Source organism: Corynebacterium kozikiae (assembly GCF_024580965.1).
Classification (GTDB): domain Bacteria; phylum Actinomycetota; class Actinomycetes; order Mycobacteriales; family Mycobacteriaceae; genus Corynebacterium; species Corynebacterium kozikiae.
Map to the genome: position 1 here is coordinate 98830 of NZ_JANIKJ010000005.1, position 16511 is coordinate 115340.

The 16511-nt window shown below is 62.4% G+C and carries 11 protein-coding genes; 4 read left to right on the plus strand and 7 right to left on the minus strand.

What is annotated here, in order from left to right; all coding sequences use genetic code 11:
• Nucleotides 1–166: 166 nt before the first annotated feature.
• The gene (locus NQ018_RS05110) at nucleotides 167–1225 is read right to left on the minus strand and encodes a Cj0069 family protein (protein ID WP_257037818.1); all 1059 of its coding nucleotides are present in this window, start codon (nucleotides 1223–1225) and stop codon (nucleotides 167–169) included.
• Between the two features lie 473 nt (nucleotides 1226–1698).
• Between NQ018_RS05110 and NQ018_RS05115 the strand changes: the two genes are divergently transcribed.
• Nucleotides 1699–2577, plus strand: coding sequence for a sulfurtransferase (locus NQ018_RS05115; RefSeq protein ID WP_257059086.1), 879 nt, complete (start codon nucleotides 1699–1701; stop codon nucleotides 2575–2577).
• Between the two features lie 304 nt (nucleotides 2578–2881).
• Nucleotides 2882–4660: an acetyl/propionyl/methylcrotonyl-CoA carboxylase subunit alpha gene (locus NQ018_RS05120; RefSeq protein WP_257037820.1), complete on the plus strand. Its 1779-nt coding sequence runs from the start codon at nucleotides 2882–2884 to the stop codon at nucleotides 4658–4660.
• Between the two features lie 73 nt (nucleotides 4661–4733).
• Here NQ018_RS05120 and crtI read toward each other — a convergent pair whose 3' ends face one another.
• Both crtI and NQ018_RS05130 read right to left on the minus strand, forming a co-directional pair.
• Nucleotides 4734–6278, minus strand: coding sequence for a phytoene desaturase family protein (crtI, locus tag NQ018_RS05125; RefSeq protein ID WP_257059088.1), 1545 nt, complete (start codon nucleotides 6276–6278; stop codon nucleotides 4734–4736).
• Nucleotides 6279–6307: 29 nt separating this feature from the next.
• A complete protein-coding gene (locus tag NQ018_RS05130) occupies nucleotides 6308–7201 on the minus strand; it encodes a phytoene/squalene synthase family protein (RefSeq protein WP_257059091.1) in 894 nt (297 codons plus the stop codon).
• Nucleotides 7202–7305: 104 nt separating this feature from the next.
• Here NQ018_RS05130 and NQ018_RS05135 point away from each other — a divergent pair, with 104 nt between their 5' ends.
• Nucleotides 7306–7704 carry a hypothetical protein gene (locus NQ018_RS05135; RefSeq protein ID WP_257059094.1) on the plus strand — a complete coding sequence of 133 codons (399 nt, stop codon included), beginning with the start codon at nucleotides 7306–7308 and terminating at the stop codon, nucleotides 7702–7704.
• 11 nt (nucleotides 7705–7715) lie between these two features.
• Here the strand turns inward: NQ018_RS05135 and NQ018_RS05140 are convergent, their stop codons facing one another.
• From NQ018_RS05140 to NQ018_RS05150, 3 genes are all read right to left on the minus strand, one after another.
• Nucleotides 7716–11114, minus strand: a complete 3399-nt coding sequence (locus NQ018_RS05140) for a pyruvate carboxylase (RefSeq protein WP_257059097.1) — start codon at nucleotides 11112–11114, stop codon at nucleotides 7716–7718.
• 361 nt (nucleotides 11115–11475) lie between these two features.
• Nucleotides 11476–12882, minus strand: a complete 1407-nt coding sequence (locus tag NQ018_RS05145; RefSeq protein ID WP_257059099.1) for an NAD(P)H-quinone dehydrogenase — start codon at nucleotides 12880–12882, stop codon at nucleotides 11476–11478.
• Between the two features lie 110 nt (nucleotides 12883–12992).
• A complete protein-coding gene (locus tag NQ018_RS05150; RefSeq protein WP_257059203.1) occupies nucleotides 12993–14177 on the minus strand; it encodes an amidohydrolase in 1185 nt (394 codons plus the stop codon).
• Nucleotides 14178–14404: 227 nt separating this feature from the next.
• Between NQ018_RS05150 and NQ018_RS05155 the strand changes: the two genes are divergently transcribed.
• Nucleotides 14405–16009: a phospho-sugar mutase gene (locus NQ018_RS05155; protein WP_257059100.1), complete on the plus strand. Its 1605-nt coding sequence runs from the start codon at nucleotides 14405–14407 to the stop codon at nucleotides 16007–16009.
• Between the two features lie 3 nt (nucleotides 16010–16012).
• Here NQ018_RS05155 and NQ018_RS05160 read toward each other — a convergent pair whose 3' ends face one another.
• Entirely contained in the window at nucleotides 16013–16507 is a 495-nt protein-coding gene (locus NQ018_RS05160) for a helix-turn-helix domain-containing protein (protein WP_257059102.1), read from the minus strand.
• Nucleotides 16508–16511: the final 4 nt, after the last annotated feature.

Genomic DNA, 16511 nt, shown 5'->3' on the forward strand with positions numbered 1-16511 from the left:
GGTGCCTTCTTCTCGCTCTGTTCACACTAGGTGTGGGCTGCAACGCTCACGCCGGTTGGGCGCGGGCTAACCCCTCAAAGTGTATGCAAGTAGACCAGTTTTCACTAACCCACCAACACCAAAAAAGGGACCCGAACGAGCTCGGGCCCCAGTTGTGAGGAGTGGTTTAGGCGAACTTCTTCTCCACGCGCTCGATTGCCTCCTTGGCAACGAGCTCCTGGATGCCCATGTCCAGCTCGGAGGTGAAGCCCACGCAGGAGCAGTTGATCTCGCCGAGGACGTAGGTGTCCTCGCCGTTTTCGCCGTCAGCGAGCATGAAGTCTGCGGTCCAGATCAGTGGGATGTTGTCTCCACCGAGCTTCTCAGCGATCACTGGGCGGGCCTCAGCGAACATGTCCACGAGCTCTTGCCACTGCTCTGGCTTGTCGTAGGTGTAGGTTGCGCCGGAGAACAGGGTTGCGGAGAAGTTGTCGCCACCTGCGGCTGGCTTCTTGTGCACCACGAACACTGGGTGTGGGCCAACCAGCAGAATGCGGATCTCGCCCTCAACGATGCGGGGCATGAAGCGCATGTCTACGAGCATGCCGTTGTCGCCAACAATGTACTGGTCGCAGAAGTCCATGAACTCGCCGAGCTCGCGGATTTCGGTGTGGTTGTCCACTGCCTCAGTGCAGCGCAGTTTGGTGTCCAGCGGAAGTGCGGTGCCTGGCTCCACGGAAGCGGCCAGCTCCTTGTCTTCCAACTGCACGCGCCAGATGCCCTCACCGGTTGAGCCACGGTTCTGCTTGAGCACGCGCTCGCCGTAGGAAATGGAGGTTGGGAAGGTGTTGTGGAAGGTTTCCACATCGTAGTATGCGGCGGTGTCGGAGGGAACGAGGTCGGTGTCGTTGAGCTTCACCAGTGCGTCCTTGGCACCGTATGCCATCATCTCAGCAGGAGTGGACATACCCACCAGGCCGGCCTCGGAAAGCTTGGTAAGCAGGGCAAAGTAGCCCTTTTCACCGCCTGGAATGTTGCCAGGGTTCACGCGGGAAATGTAGGCATCGAAGTTGTTTGACACGTACTCGAAGATGGTGTCAGCCCACTCGGGGCGGAAGTACACCACCTCAGAGTGGTAGCCAGCTTCCTTGATGGCGTTGACGATGGGCATGGTGTCCTTGCGGTGCCCGTCAATGAACTTGTCGGAGCCACCCTCAACCTCGAAGACAACAATGCTCTTGTGCACGTGCGTATTCCCTTTCATATGGAAACTGTTAGTGGAAGTTTTCGCAGATTTTCTACTAAATGCTCAACGAACACTTGAAGAAAACTTGAAAACCAACTTTTTGGCGCAAACCGGCAAGCACACAGAAGCCACAAACCACACAAAACCCAACATGTGGTGGCCCGTGTACAGGAGTTCACTAGGCAACAATTCTACGCGGCACCACTATGGTTTTTGCCTCAATAAAGCCTGAGAGTAATCAACGCCACACCCACTCCTCACACCCTCTCCCCCTGCTTCCGTGACTCCCCCGTTTGCCCACCACACCTGCCACCTAGGGGGCGTCGGCACGCTCGCTCAAGATATTAAGGGAATCCTGAGTTTCGCAGCGGCTCATGGGATTTTTGTCAGTTGCCACACCGCGTGTCCACGGGTGCCGCTACGCTGTAACCGTACTTTTCCTCCCACACGTTCCCGCGATTCTAGGAGCCACCATGCCCGCACCGTTAGACCCCCATCCGCTGCTCCAGGAATACGCACACCCTGAACGCCTGGTTTCCGCGGCTTGGCTCAGCGCGCGCCTGGGGACGCCGGGGCTGAAAGTGGTGGAATCCAATGAGGACTCCTTGCTGTATGACATCGGCCATATCCCCGGCGCCATGCGCATTGACTGGTTCAAGGATCTCAACGACGCCACGATCCGCGATTACATCACGGGCGAAGATTTTGCCCGCCTGATGAGCGAGAAGGGCATCTCCCGCGACGACACAGTGGTGGTCTACGGCGACAAGTCCAACTGGTGGGCGGCATTCACCCTGTGGATCTTCGACCTCTTCGGCCACGAGGACGTCCGCCTCCTCAACGGCGGCCGCGACGCCTGGATGGCCGAGGAACGCGACACTTCCTACGCCGTCCCCGAACTCCCCCGCACCGATTACCCCGTTCCAACACGCAATGACGCCAGCGCACGAATCTATGTTGACGAGCTGCGCGCCAAGCTCGAAGAGTTCAAGCTTATCGACGTGCGCGAGGCGGCAGAGTTCCAAGGCACTGCCGCGCCTACGGGCGAAGGCGAAGTTTCCCCCTCTTCAGGGGTATTGCGCCACGGCCATATCCCAGGAGCGGTGAACATCCTGTGGAGCCAAGCGGTACACCCGAACGGCCGCTTCCGCTCCCGGGAGGAGCTGGAGGAGATTTACAAGGACTTCCTGGGTCCAGAGGAGACCGTTGTGTACTGCCACATCGGCGAACGCGCCGCGCATACCTGGTTTGCCTTGAAATACCTGCTGGGCAAGGAAAACGTGCGCGTGTACGACGGCTCTTGGGCCGAGTGGGGCAATATGACCCGTATGCCAATTGAGACAGGCGAATGAGCCAGGTCACCCCCGCGTAGGGTAGGCAGAAAGACTTGAACATTGTTTAGTTTGTGTCCTGAAAAGCCGCGATTCAAAAGGTCGCGGCTTTTTGCTTTCTTTGCTTTGGATTTATGTAAGAATGTTCCTGCTACGTCCTTCGTGCAGCAACGCGAGGGATTTATCTTGAACAAACTCACATCACTTGCGGTGGTTTTCAAAGTTTGCAAACTTGCACCCCCGGGCCAACTCAAGCCGGGGAACTTTTGTGCAAGAAACTGTGGACTTTCCACCCAAGCGCCACAACGAACCAGGAGAGCTTTCAGTGTCTGTGGAAACCAGGAAGATTACTAAGGTCCTCATTGCAAACCGCGGCGAGATCGCAATTCGCGTCATCCGCGCGGCCCGTGACGCAGGCATTGCCAGCGTTGCGGTCTATGCAGAGCCAGACGCAGACGCGCCATTCGTCTCCCTCGCCGATGAGGCATTTGCCCTTGGTGGTCAGAACTCTGCCGAGTCCTACCTTGTGATCGACAAGATCTTGGACGCCGCAAAGAAGTCCGGTGCGGACGCAATCCACCCAGGCTACGGCTTCCTTTCTGAGAACGCCGACTTTGCACAGGCAGTGATCGACGCCGGCCTCATCTGGATCGGCCCTTCCCCACAGTCCATCCGCGATCTTGGCGACAAGGTGACCGCACGCCACATCGCACTGCGCGCAGACGCCCCGATGGCACCTGGCACCAAGGAGCCAGTGAAGAATGCCGACGAGGTTGTGGCTTTCGCCGAGGAGCACGGCCTGCCAATCGCCATCAAGGCTGCATTCGGTGGCGGTGGCCGCGGCATGAAGGTTGCCTACAAGATGGAAGAAGTTGCGGAGCTGTACGAGTCCGCAACCCGTGAAGCTGTTGCCGCATTCGGCCGCGGCGAGTGCTTCGTGGAACGCTACCTGGACAAGGCACGCCACGTGGAGTGCCAGGTGCTCGCTGACCAACACGGCAACGTGATCGTTGCCGGCACCCGCGACTGCTCCCTACAGCGCCGCTTCCAAAAGCTCGTTGAGGAGGCACCAGCGCCATTCCTCACCGACGAGCAGCGCAAGTCCCTGCACGATTCCGCCAAGCGCATCTGCCGCGAGGCCGGCTACTACGGCGCAGGCACTGTGGAGTACCTGGTTGGTTCCGACGGCCTGATCTCCTTCCTCGAGGTGAACACCCGCCTGCAGGTGGAGCACCCAGTCACCGAGGCCACCACCGGCCTGGACCTGGTGCGCGAGCAGTTCCGCATCGCTGAAGGCGCAGAGCTGCACATCAAGGAAGACCCAACCCCACGCGGCCACGCCTTTGAATTCCGCATCAACGGCGAGGACGCCGGCTCCAACTTCATGCCTGCACCAGGCAAGGTAACCAAGTACATCGAGCCAGCAGGCCCAGGCGTGCGCATGGACTCCGGCATCGTGGAAGGCTCCGTCATCGGCGGCCAGTTTGACTCCATGCTCGCCAAGCTCATCGTCTTCGGCGAAACCCGCGAGGAGGCGCTGCAGCGCTCCCGCCGCGCACTCGGCGAGTACGTAGTGGAGGGCATGCCAACCGTCATCCCATTCCACCGCCACATCGTGGAGAACCCTGCATTCGTTGGTGACGGCGAAAAGTTCGACGTCTACACCAAGTGGATCGAGGAGGAGTGGGAGAACCCAATCCCAGCCTACGTTGACCCTGCAGAGGCCGACGAAGAAGAGGCAGCAACCCCGAACCAGAAGGTCATCGTGGAAATCGACGGCCGCCGCGTAGAAATTGCTCTCCCAGGCGACCTCGCCCTCGGTGGCGGCGCGGGCGCCGTGAAGAAGAAGGCCAAGAAGCGCCGCTCCGGTGGCGCCAAGGCGGGCGTTTCCGGCGACACCGTTGCAGCCCCAATGCAGGGCACCGTGATCAAGGTGAACGTTGAAGACGGCGCCGAGGTCAATGAGGGTGACGTGGTTGTGGTCCTGGAGGCCATGAAGATGGAAAACCCAGTGAAGGCTCACAAGTCCGGCAAGGTGGAGGGCCTCGCCGTCGCCGCTGGCGAGGGCGTGACCAAGGGCCAGGCACTGCTTGACATCAAGTAAGGCTCACTAGCTGGCCTCGCTGGCGAGGCTGAATGGAAAGGGGCTTCGGCCCCTTTTTTCATGCCTTTGAAGCTCACCCTTCCAAATCAGGCAGCTCCCGCAAGGGCGCGTCGCTGCGATCCCCCGCCAGGCGCTTCACCACGTTTTCGGCTGAGATGAGGCACATTGGCACGCCCACTCCGGGCACGGTGGTTCCCCCGGCAAAGTACAACCCCGCCACCTTTGAGTCATTACGCCCGCGCAGCATCGCGGACTGCCGCAAGGTGTGCGCGGGCCCAATCGCCCCGGCGCGATACGAGTGGTAACGCTGCGCAAAGTCTGCCGGCCCGATGCTGAAGCTACAGGTGATGCGTTCACGGAAATCCTTGATTCCCAACCAGGCGCCGATCTGCTCAATGGCTTGATCGGCGATCGCCGCCACCTCAGGGCTTTGGGTGCCGTAGGCGTTGCCGTGCCCCAGGGTTTCGTCGGCACGCGTAGGCACCAGGACAAAGAGATTCTCGTGGCCTTTGGGGGCTACGTTGGGGTCGGTGGCTGAGGTTTTGGAAATGTACAGCGACCTCGAAGCCTTCCGTTTCCCATCACCGAACACCGCCTGGAAATCCGGGGCCCAGTCTTCGGAGAACAGCAAGGTATGGTGCGTGAGCTGCGGCAATGAGCCTCGCACGCCGAGGAGCAGCAGCACCGCCGAGATTCCCGGATCCTTGGAGTGCTTGTCGGCCGCGCGCGCCACCCCGGAATCCGCAGCGGTTCCCAGGAGCAGCGTCTTGGTGTGCTCCACATCCGCGCAGCTCACCACCACGTCCGCGCGGAGCTGCCTCTGCGCCGTCTCCACGCCGATAGCGCGCCCGTCTTCCACCGTAATTGCGCGCACCTCCTGCCCAAGCAGAAACTCCACCCCAGCGTTGCGAGCTTGGCGGGCGATCGCCACCACCACTGCCTGGAACCCGCCCATCGGGTAGCGCACACCCTGCACCAGATCCGTGTGACTCATCAGCGAGTACAACGCCGGCGCCCGCCCCGGAGAGGTAGACAAAAACACCGCCGGATAGCTCAGCACCTGCCGCAATACTGGGTGGGCAAACTGCGCAGCGACGTGCCGTTCCAGACTGTTCAGCAGCAGCCGACCCAGCAGCCCCACATTGCGCAGGATCGCCGGGTTGAGGAAGTTCGCCGTGCGCGCAAAGTTGGTGTAGAGGAAATGCCGCAGCGCAAGCTGGTAAAGCTTCTCGGCCTGCTCAAGGTAGGCACGCACCTTCTCCCCCGCCCCCGGTTCCAGGGATTCAAAGAGCTTTTCGACGTGCCCAAGGCCCGAAGTCACCTGGGCAACTCGGCCCTGCTCGTTGCACACAGTGTAGGCCGGGGCAAGTTCCACAAGGTCAAGCTCGGCGGCGGTGCTGGTGCCGCAGAGTCCAAAAAAGTGGTCAAAGGCTTCTGGCATGAGGTACCAGGACGGGCCGGTGTCCCAACGGAACCCCTCATGGGCAAAACTGCCGGCGCGCCCGCCTAGCTCCTCGAGCTTGTCAATCACGGTGACTTGCATGCCACTGCGTGCGAGCAACGCCGAAGTTGCCAGTCCCGCGATACCCGCGCCGATCACCACTGCGTGCCGAGCCATTGCGCACACCTTTCTTCGGTTTTGATTTCCTACTTCGATTCCGGATGCAACGTTGTGCGCGCAACCGCCCGCACAACGATGAACGCCTTGGCAGCACCCGGCACCCGCCGCCGAACCTCCTGAGGTTGTTCCACCTTCTCCAAGAGGTGCTCATAGAGTTCCGTTGCCGCGGCAACCCCGTAGCGCGCCTGCGCAGGAAGCAACGTGATTGCGGCTTTGGCGTGCTCCAGATCCTCGCGTGCCTGCGTTGCGAGCTCGCGGTGGCTGGCTGCGTCGGCAATGTAATGCCTGCCGAGCTGCTGCTGGTCAAAGGATGCGTCGCGCAGGAAGTTCACCTTTTGGAAGCCCGCGCCGAGGCTGCGTGCGCCGCGTTCCAGCACCTCGCGTTGCGCGGGGGTGATGCTGTGTCCGCGCAGGAAGATTTTGAGGCACATCAGGCCGATGACTTCCGCGGAGCCGTAGATGTAGCGGCTCAGGTCCTCGGCAGTGAAGCCGCGCGGGGTGAGGTCGGTGCGCATGGCGGAGAAGAACGCCTCCACCTCGTGTGCTTGGAAGTCGCAGCGCCTGGCCGTGAGCGCGTAGGCGTGGATGATGAGGTCGGTGTGGAAACGGTGCTTTGGCGCGTCAAGGACTTCCTTGCGGTAGCGTTCCAGCAGCTCGCTGGGCGTGTGGGCGTTGTGGGCCTGGGCCTGGGTGCTCTGGGCCTGGCTGGCAGTGCCGTCTACGATCTCGTCTGCAATGCGCACCATCGCGTAGAGGTTGCGGATGTCTTGGCGGATTGGGGCGGAAAGCAGTCTGGTTGCGGCGGAGAAGCTCGTGGAATACCCTGCGATCACTTGAGCCGCGGCGCGTTGTGCGGTGTGATCATAGCGTGCGAGCAGTGCCCCTTTTGGGGTTGGCTTGTGGGTGTGCTCGCGCGCCATGTGACCTCCTTTTTTGCGCATCCAATTATGGTACACCGCACGCCGAGAAGCCTCGCCCACCAAGAACTAAACAGCGTTCAACTCCGTCAATTACGATGGTGAACATGGAACCAACCGAAATCAACGGCGGGCGCTTCTACGCGCGCCCCATCCACACCGACGAACGCATCGACGACCGCCCCGCCCTCGCAGCCCTCCAACACGACCTTGGCCGCGAGATCGACGTCGAGCGCGCCCGTGACTGGACCCCCGACACCGAAACCGCCACCAGCAGCGAGAGCAGCTACGCCGCGTGGGCGGTGTGCGAGCAAACGAACGTGGAGATGATCGCCTTTGCAGAACTCAACGAAGGCACGCTGAGCATCACCCCGATCGGCGATCCGCAGCGCGTCCTGCCCAACGACCCGGTGCTTCCACCAAAAACCCCTGCCGACGCAGCCAGCGAGATCCGGGGACCGATCACTCGCTGGGCTCGCGCGCAGGGGCTCGAGGTGCGGGACTAACTGGCTGGCGCCTACTCGATCACGAGGAGAAGGTCGCCACCTTCAACCTTGGTTGGCTGGGTGAGCACCACGCGGGCCACCTTGCCGTCCTTGGTCGCGGAGATCGATGCCTCCATCTTCATCGCCTCAATCACGGCAACTTCCTCACCGGTCTTGACCTCCTGGCCCACCTCCACGGTTGGGGTAACCACACCGGCGAACGGCGCAGCCACATGGCCTGGGGTGTTCGGATCGGCCTTCTCCGCAGAGGCAGTAACGGACTCCACCGAGGTATCGCGCACCAAGATCGGGCGGATCTGACCATTGACGTTGCACACCACGTTGCGCATGCCCTTGGCATCCGGCTCGCCCACGGCGTCCAGGCGCACGATCATTGGCACGTTGGAATCAGCGGTCTTGATCACCGTCTCCTGGCCTTCCACCAGGCCGTAAAGGAACTCGGCATCGCCAAGCGCGGTGGTGTCACCGAACTTCCGGCGGTGCTCCGCAAACTCCTTCGCCGGCGCCGGGAAGAGCAGGCGATCCAGTGTGGCGCGCACGGTCTCGGGGTTCTGCAGCGCCTCCTCATCCTCCTTGGCCAGCGGCGCCAGGGAATCACGCGACTCCTTACGCCCAGCCAGCGCCTTGTTGCGCAGCTCCTCTGGCCAACCACCGGGAGGGGTGCCCAGCTCGCCGCGGAGGAAGGCGATCACAGAATCGGGGATGTCATACTTCTGCGGGTCCGCCGCGAAGTCCTTAGGGTCCACGCCCGCGCCCACCAGGTACAACGCGAGGTCACCGACCACCTTGGAGGAAGGCGTCACCTTCGTTGGGCGGCCGAGCATCTCATTCACCGCGGCGTAGTTGTCCTCGATGAGCTCAAAGCGATCCGCCAAGCCCAGCGCGGTTGCCTGCGCACGGAGGTTGGAAAGCTGCCCACCTGGGATTTCATGGTGATACACGCGCCCGGTTGGGCCAGGGGTGCCAGACTCGAACGGCGCGTACAGCTTGCGCACGGCCTCCCAGTACGGCTCCAGGGAACCCACCGCATCCAGGGAAAGGCCGGTGTCACGGTAGGTGTTGGCAAAGGCGGCAACGATCGCGGACAGCGAAGGCTGGGAGGTGGTGCCGGAAAGCGGTGCCGACGCACCATCCACGGCGTCAGCCCCTGCGTTCGCCGCTGCCCAGTAGGTGGCGAGCTGCCCACCGGCAGTGTCATGGGTATGCACATGCACGGGGAGGTCAAAGTTCCGGCGCAGCTCGGTCACCAGCTTGGCGGCGGCCTGCGGCTTCATCAACCCAGCCATGTCCTTGATAGCCAAGATGTGAGCGCCAGAGGAAACGATCTGCTCCGCCAGCTTCAGGTAGTAATCCAGGGTGTAGAGCTTCTCGCCTGGGTCCGTGAGGTCACCGGAGTAGGCCATGGCTACTTCGGCTACGGCGGTGTTGGTTGCCAGCACCGCATCGATGGCCGGGCGCATTTGGGAGACGTCATTGAGGGCGTCGAAGATGCGGAAGATGTCCACGCCGGAACGCGCCGCCTCGTTCACGAATGCGTTGCACACGGAATCTGGGTACGGGGTGTATCCCACGGTGTTTCGGCCGCGCAGCAGCATCTGAATGTTGATGTTCGGCATCGCCTCGCGCAGCTCATCGAGCCGGGCCCAGGGATCTTCGTGGAGGAAACGCAGGGCCACGTCGTACGTTGCCCCGCCCCAAGCCTCCACGGAGAGCAACTGTGGCGTCAGGTGTGCTACATGGCGGGCGGCATCCACCAACGTGTTGGAGCGCACGCGGGTGGCCAGCAGCGACTGGTGGGCGTCGCGGAAGGTGGTGTCCGTAACGGCGAGGGCGTCCTGCGCGCGCAGTGCCTTGGCGAACTCCGCTGGCCCCTTCTGCAGCAGCAGGTCACGCGAACCACGAGGGAGGGAGGCAGGTACCTCGGCCGGCAGCTTCTCCACCGGATTGACCACCGCTGGGCGGGTGCCGTGTGGCTTGTTCACGGTGATGTCGGCGAGGTAGTCCAAGATGCGGCCCTGCTCATCGTCGGCCGGTGGTGCCTGAAGCAGCCATGGGTGCTCGGCGATGAAGCCGGTGGAGATGCGCTTGGTTTGGAAGTCCTCCTCGCGCAGCAACGCGCGCAGGAAGCCAATGTTGGTGGCCACGCCGGACACGGTGAACTCGGCGAGCGCACGCTGGGCACGGTTCACGGCTGTTTGGAAATCCACGCCGCGGCAGGTGAGTTTCACCAGCATCGAGTCAAAGTTCGGGGTGATCTCACCGCCCAGGGAGGCCGCACCGTCCAAGCGCACGCCCGCGCCACCCGGGCTGCGGTACGCGGTGATGGTGCCGGTGTCTGGGCGGAAACCGTTGGAGGGATCCTCCGTGGTGATGCGACATTGCAGCGCCGCGCCCTCGGTGTGGATGGATTCCTGGGTGAGGCCCAGCTCCTTCAGGGTGGCGCCAGCGGCGATCTGGATCTGCGACTTCACCAGGTCCACCTGCGTGACCTCCTCCGTCACGGTGTGCTCCACCTGGATGCGGGGGTTCATCTCAATGAACACGTAGTTGCCGGCCTCGTCCACCAGGAACTCCACGGTGCCTGCGCCCTGGTAGCCGATGTGACGGGCAAAGTCCACGGCGGACTGGCAAATCTTCTCGCGCAGCTCGGGGGCAAGGTGCTGCGCAGGGGCGATCTCCACCACCTTTTGGTGGCGGCGCTGCAGGGAGCAATCGCGTTCGTAGAGGTGGATCACGTCACCGGTGGCATCGGCAAGGATCTGCACCTCGATGTGCTGCGGGTTGAGCACGGCGCGCTCCACGTACACGCGGCCGTCGCCGAACGCGGCCTCGGCCTCGCGGGAGGCCTCAGCGGCGAGCTTTTCCAGCACCTCCGGGGATTCCACAAAGCGCATACCACGCCCGCCACCACCAGCTACGGCCTTCACGAACACCGGGAAGACTTGGTCTTTTGCCAGCTCAGCGAGCTCTGCTGGGTCTGAGGTGGCCTTGGTTTCGGTGAGGGTGGGCAGGCCAGCCTCACGGGCTGCGGCAACAGCCGCTGCTTTGTCACCTGTGAGCTGCAGCACCGAGGGCGGTGGGCCGATGAACGTCAGGCCGTTTTCAGCGCACTCGCGGGCCAGTTGGGCATTTTCAGAAAGGAAGCCGTAGCCGGGGTAAACCGCATCAGCGCGGGTGAGCTTGGCGGCACGGATGATCTCATCAATATCCAAGTACGCTTTCACGGCCGAGCCGCCCTCGCCGATCAACACCGCCTCAGAAGCGAAAGAACGGTGGAAGGAGTTGCGGTCCTCCTTTGGGTAGACAGCAACTGTGGAGGCGCCTGTTTCAAAAGCGGCGCGGAATGCGCGCACCGCGATCTCGCCGCGGTTTGCAACCAGGATTTTGGAAAAACCGGTGTGACTGTTCATGTGTTCCTATCCCTTCCTCCAAGAAAAGGAGGTCTGTGTTCTCTACCCACAAAACTTAGACTATGTGAGCTATATCGCGCGCCCTCGCCCCCTGAAATACTGTGGTATTGATTGAGATTTTTGTGGGTTTCAAGGCAGGCAGCTCTACAAAACCCCTGGTAATTGATTTAAACAAACACAAATGGACATAAGCAAAAATTTTTTAAGGTTTGAGTGGAAAGCAGGATCTCAGCGGGCACGCCAGGGCGCTCGCACGCCCACCTCAAAACAAATCCCCACGGGCCGGAACCTGATTTCTCAGTCCCAACCCGTGGGGAGCAATCCACAAAGCTGCAGCGTACAAAGCCGCAGCGCCTCGGCGTCACTCGAGGTCGTCGTGCTGCACGAGCTGACGCGCCGCCTCCGTGATGGAGCCGGATAGCGAAGGGTACACCGCAAAGGTGTTGGCGAGGTCCTCCACGGTAAGGCGGTTGGTCACGGCCACCGCGATGGGCAGGATCAGCTCAGATGCCGTGGGGGCAACCACCACGCCGCCGATGATGATGCCGGAGTTCTTACGGCAGAAGATCTTGACAAAACCGTGGCGCAGGGAGCGCATCTTTGCACGCGGGTTGGTTTCCAGCGGCAGCGTAATGCTTCGGGCCGCCACTTCCCCGGAAAGCACCTGTGCGTGGGTTACGCCAACGGCCGCGATCTCGGGGCGGGTGAACACGGCGGTTGCCACCGTCTTCAAACGCAGCGGGCTCACACCCTCGCCCAGAGCGTGGTACATCGCGATGCGCCCCTGCATCGCAGCCACGGAAGCCAAGGGGAACAGGTCAGTGCAGTCACCGCCGGCGTACACACCGGTCACGTTTGTGCGGGAAACTCGGTCCACCTTGATGTGGCCAGATTCGGTGGTAGCAATGCCCACCTTGTCCAGGCCCAGGTTGGAGGTGTTCGGCACGGAACCCACGGTCATCAGGGCGTGGGAGCCAAAGATTTCGCGGCCGTCGGCAGTGCGCACGCACACCCCTCCGTCCTCGGTGCGGGTGACAGTATCCACACGGGCGTGCTTTTCCAGGGAGACGCCGCGCTCAGACAGCACAGTTTCCAGGGTGTCGGCTGCGTCGGCATCATCGTGCGGGAGGATTCGGTCGCGGGAGGCAACCATCGTCACCTTCACGCCCAGCTCCGCGAAGGCGGAAACGAACTCAGCGCCCGTGACGCCGGAGCCCACCACGATGAGGTGTTCTGGCAGCTCGGTGATGTCGTAAATCTGGCGCCAGGTGAGGATGCGCTCACCGTCTGGCTGCGCCCCCGGCAGGATGCGCGGAGTAGCACCGGTGGCCACGAGCACCAACTCACACTCAATGGTCTCCACGGTGCCGTCGGCATGCTCTGCCTTAATGTAGTGCAACGTTTGCTTCACGGAGTAGTCATCAAAAGAGCCGCGACCGTTGATCACGCGGATGCCTGCGCGCTCCATGGACGCCAGAATGTCCGAAGACTGCTGGTGCGCCAAGGCCTGCACGCGATGGTTCATGGCCTCAATGTGCAGGCGCACCTCATTAATGCCCTCCCCCAGGCCCATGTCATCGGCGCGGCGAAGGTCGGTTTTAATGTTGGCTGCTGCGATGAAAGATTTCGACGGCACGCAGTCGTTGACCACCGCCGCACCGCCCATACCGCGATCCTCAATCAGCGTCACCTCCGCGCCGTACTTCGCGCCGGTCAAGGCTGCCTCGTAGCCCGCTGGGCCACCGCCGATGATTACAATGCGAGTCAAAATTCCTCCAGTATGGGTGTGCTGTATGGGAGAGTTGCTTGGGTGTTCGGGCGCAAAAAGCGCACGCCAAACTGTATTCTAACGCACACCAAAGCCACATCGCAGGCGGGTTAGGCCTGTACGAACACCGCGTCAGATTCGTTGTACCGGGAAACTACTTGCCCGAACAAGTTCACGCCCACGCTGAGGCAACGCACATCGGCGCGCATATCCGCCTGATGCAAATCCCCCGGGGTGCCCTGGCCGTCCCAGCAGCCCAAACGCGCCATCGAGCCCGGCACATGCTCCAGATACCAGGAGAAGTCCTCCCCGCCGGAGGACTGCTGCGCCTGGATGACAACGTGGGGCCCGAGCGCGCGTGCAGCGTCCGCGAGTACCGCCGTGGCGACGTCGTCATTGAGCACCGGCGGAACGCCACGGGTGTATGTGATCGTGAATTCCGCACCCGTGGGGGCAAGCACCTGCGCCACGAGTTCCTCGAGCAGAGGCTGGATGCGGCGCCACACGGAGATGTCTGCGGTGCGGATGGTGCCGGTAACGAAGCCGCTTTCCGGGATAGCGTTGGAGGCGTGGCCCGCGGAAATTTGGCCAAACACCATCACTGTTGCGGTGCGCGGGTCCACCCGGCGCGAAAGCAGCCCCGGCAAGTCCGTGACCAGCTTGGACAGCGCGTACACTACGTCCACCGTGAGGTGCGGGCGCGAGCTGTGGCCGCCAGGGCCGTGGACGTCGATGCGAATGACATCGCCAGCGGAGGTGATCGCGCCAGTACGCACACCCACCTGCCCCACCTTGAGCTTTGGCTCAGCATGCACCGCGAAAATGTTGGTCACGCCCTCCAAGGCGCCGAAGCTGATGACCTCCGGCGCGCCGCCGTCCATGACCTCCTCCGCGGGTTGGAAAATCACCCGTACACCCACGTTGAGGTCGGCGCTTGCGAGGGCGCAGGCGGTGGCGAGCGCCACGGTGATGTGGACGTCGTGCCCGCAGGCATGCATCACGCCGGGGACCTGTGAGGCGTGCTCGTGCTCGTGCTCGTGGATCGGCAGGGCGTCAATATCCGCGCGGATTGCCACCCGCTCCCCTTCCGGCCCGATGTCCACCATGAGACCGGTGGTGGGAAACAGCGTGGGGTTCAGGCCGTAGCTACGCAGCGTGCTTGCGATGAACTCGGTGGTCTGGAACTCCATGTGGGAAAGCTCCGGGTGCGCGTGAAGTTGCCGAAACCACCCAAGCACCTCCTGTTGATGCTGCTCACACCAAGCCTGCACATGCTCCGCCACCGAAGTGCTCAATTCACGCATCCCCTTTCAAAATCCTTTGCCAATACTACTGCCTTCACCCCAAATACCCCAATGAGCTGCACATTCCACATTTCACAGATTCATTGCGAGCGTTCCGACGCCCAGCGCACGCCAACCAGGGCACCAGGGCCATCGCGGGAGGTTGGGGGGGTTGTTGCTACGCTTGGGATCGTTAACCCTTAATGATTGCCCCTGATGATTTTGCTTGGGAGACTTCCATGACCCTCACCTTTGGAACCGCAGGCATGCGTGCACCCGTGGGTCCCGCCCTGCATCAGATCAACGTGGGGCAAGTGACCAGGATTTGCGCCGCCGTGGCGGTATGGCTGGCCAAGGAAGCCGCGGCCTCACCGCACGCCCACCCAGCGGTGTACCCGCAGGATTCTGGTGTGAGCATTGGCTCGGCGTTCAATGAGGAAGCGGCTCTGCGCGTGGTGGTGGGATACGACGCCCGCTACGGCTCCCACGTGTTTGCCACCACCGCCGCCGAGGTGCTCGCCGGCGCCGGCTTCGAGGTGTTCCTCATGCCCACGGCAACGCCCACCCAATTCATCCCATGGCTCATCAAAGACTGGGAGTTGGACGGCGGCATCCAAATCACCGCCTCCCACAACCCCAGCTCAGACAACGGCATCAAGGTGTATATGGCGAACGGGCGCCAGCTCACCACCGCAGGAGCAAGGGAGATCGAGACTTTTCTGCGCAAGGTGGAGGATCCAGTTGAGGTGCCGAGGGTGCCCATCAGGCCGTGCGCCGACCAGCAGCGTCGGTACGTTGATGCCATCGCCGCGCTCACGCTGCCCGAGCAAGCGGACCTGCTGCGGGTGAACTCGGAGCGCGCCAACATTCGGATAGCATTTACCGCGATGCACGGCGTGGGCGGGCGAACCCTCGAGGCGGCCTTCGAGGCAGCCGGCTTTGCCCAGGTGTTCCCCGTTCTTTCCCAGCTCCACCCGGACCCCACCTTCCCCACCGTGGACTTCCCCAACCCCGAGGAACCCGAGGCCGTAGCGCAACTGCTGCAGTGGGGTGAGGCGATCGAAGCCGACGTGCTCATCGCCCTCGACCCCGACGCCGACCGCTGCGCCGTGGGCATCCGCAACAACGACGGCGCCCTCAAAATGCTGCGAGGCGACGACACCGGCGCGCTGCTGGCCACCCGGCTCGTCCCGGAGTTCACAGGGGGCGCTGGAAGTGATGGGAATGATGAGAATAAGCCGCCGATTGTTGCCACCACGCAGGTCTCTTCCCAACTGTTAAAGGAAATCGCCAAGGAAAAGGGCTGGGACTACCGCGAAACACCCACCGGCTTTAAGAACCTCATGAACGCAGCCGGTGAACGCACCGTGGCCTACGCCTGCGAAGAAGCGGTTGGTATCGCGCCCGCGCCGCACCTGGTGGATGACAAAGACGGCATCGCAACCGCGATCATCATCTGCAGTTGGGCCGCAGAGCTCAAAGCATTGGGCATTACGCTGGGTGACAAGCTCGACGAACTGCACCGCATCCACGGTGTGTACACCGGCACCCAAGTGTCCACGCGAACCAACGACCCCCAAGGGCTGATCGCCCCGTGGATCAACGAGCCACCCACGCAGCTCGCCGGAGTCCCGATGAAGGCCACCACACTGCCCGACAGTCGAGGCGTACTCCTCAACGGCTGCACCCCGCAAGGCGAGGTCCGCGTGATCGCGCGCTCCTCCGGCACCGAACTCAAAGCCAAGGTGTACGTGGAAATTTCCAAAGCCCAAAACCGGGAAGCAGCCGAAGCGCTGCTAGAAGACATCACCGAGGCCGTTCAGGGCAGGATGCGCCAGCTCTAAGCGTTATTCGCCGTGTGGCTCAGCATCTTTGGCTGGCTTTGTGGGCTTGGTTGATTTCGCCGCTCCTGTTGCCTTGCTGGCCTTTTTCGCTTTTGCCGGGGCGTTATTCCGCTTGGCCTGCTTGTGGTCGATCGCTGCCATGTCCTCCGCGGCGTGCGTCAGGCGCACTTGGGAACGCTCCGCATCTGGCCAGGCAACCTCCACGTTGAGCACCTTCGTGCTCTTGCAGCGGTCTTTCACCGGAAACGTCGCCCCTGGCAGCAGCACCACCGGGGGCACCTCCAAGGCCTGCGCTAGCGCGTACACGGTGGAAAGGCGCGGGTCCGCAGGCGCGAGGCTGTTGTTGTCATTACGTTCCAGGTTGGAGATCTGGTTGCGGCTCAGCCCCGCGAGTTCCGCCAGCATCTCCTGGCTCAGGCCGCGCATCTTGCGCAGCGCCTTGAGGCGTTGCGCCAGTTCGTACCCATAGCTTGCCCAATGCATTGGTCGTTTATCCATGTGT

What these genes read in the sequence shown, in the direction of transcription:
- NQ018_RS05160 (WP_257059102.1), bottom strand. Translation starts at nt 16,507, where the DNA reads ATGGATAAACGACCAATGCATTGGGCAAGCTATGGGTACGAACTGGCG.
- NQ018_RS05135 (WP_257059094.1), top strand. Translation starts at nt 7,306, where the DNA reads ATGGAACCAACCGAAATCAACGGCGGGCGCTTCTACGCGCGCCCCATC.
- NQ018_RS05155 (WP_257059100.1), top strand. Translation starts at nt 14,405, where the DNA reads ATGACCCTCACCTTTGGAACCGCAGGCATGCGTGCACCCGTGGGTCCC.
- NQ018_RS05115 (WP_257059086.1), top strand. Translation starts at nt 1,699, where the DNA reads ATGCCCGCACCGTTAGACCCCCATCCGCTGCTCCAGGAATACGCACAC.
- NQ018_RS05130 (WP_257059091.1), bottom strand. Translation starts at nt 7,201, where the DNA reads ATGGCGCGCGAGCACACCCACAAGCCAACCCCAAAAGGGGCACTGCTC.
- NQ018_RS05140 (WP_257059097.1), bottom strand. Translation starts at nt 11,114, where the DNA reads ATGAACAGTCACACCGGTTTTTCCAAAATCCTGGTTGCAAACCGCGGC.
- crtI (WP_257059088.1), bottom strand. Translation starts at nt 6,278, where the DNA reads ATGGCTCGGCACGCAGTGGTGATCGGCGCGGGTATCGCGGGACTGGCA.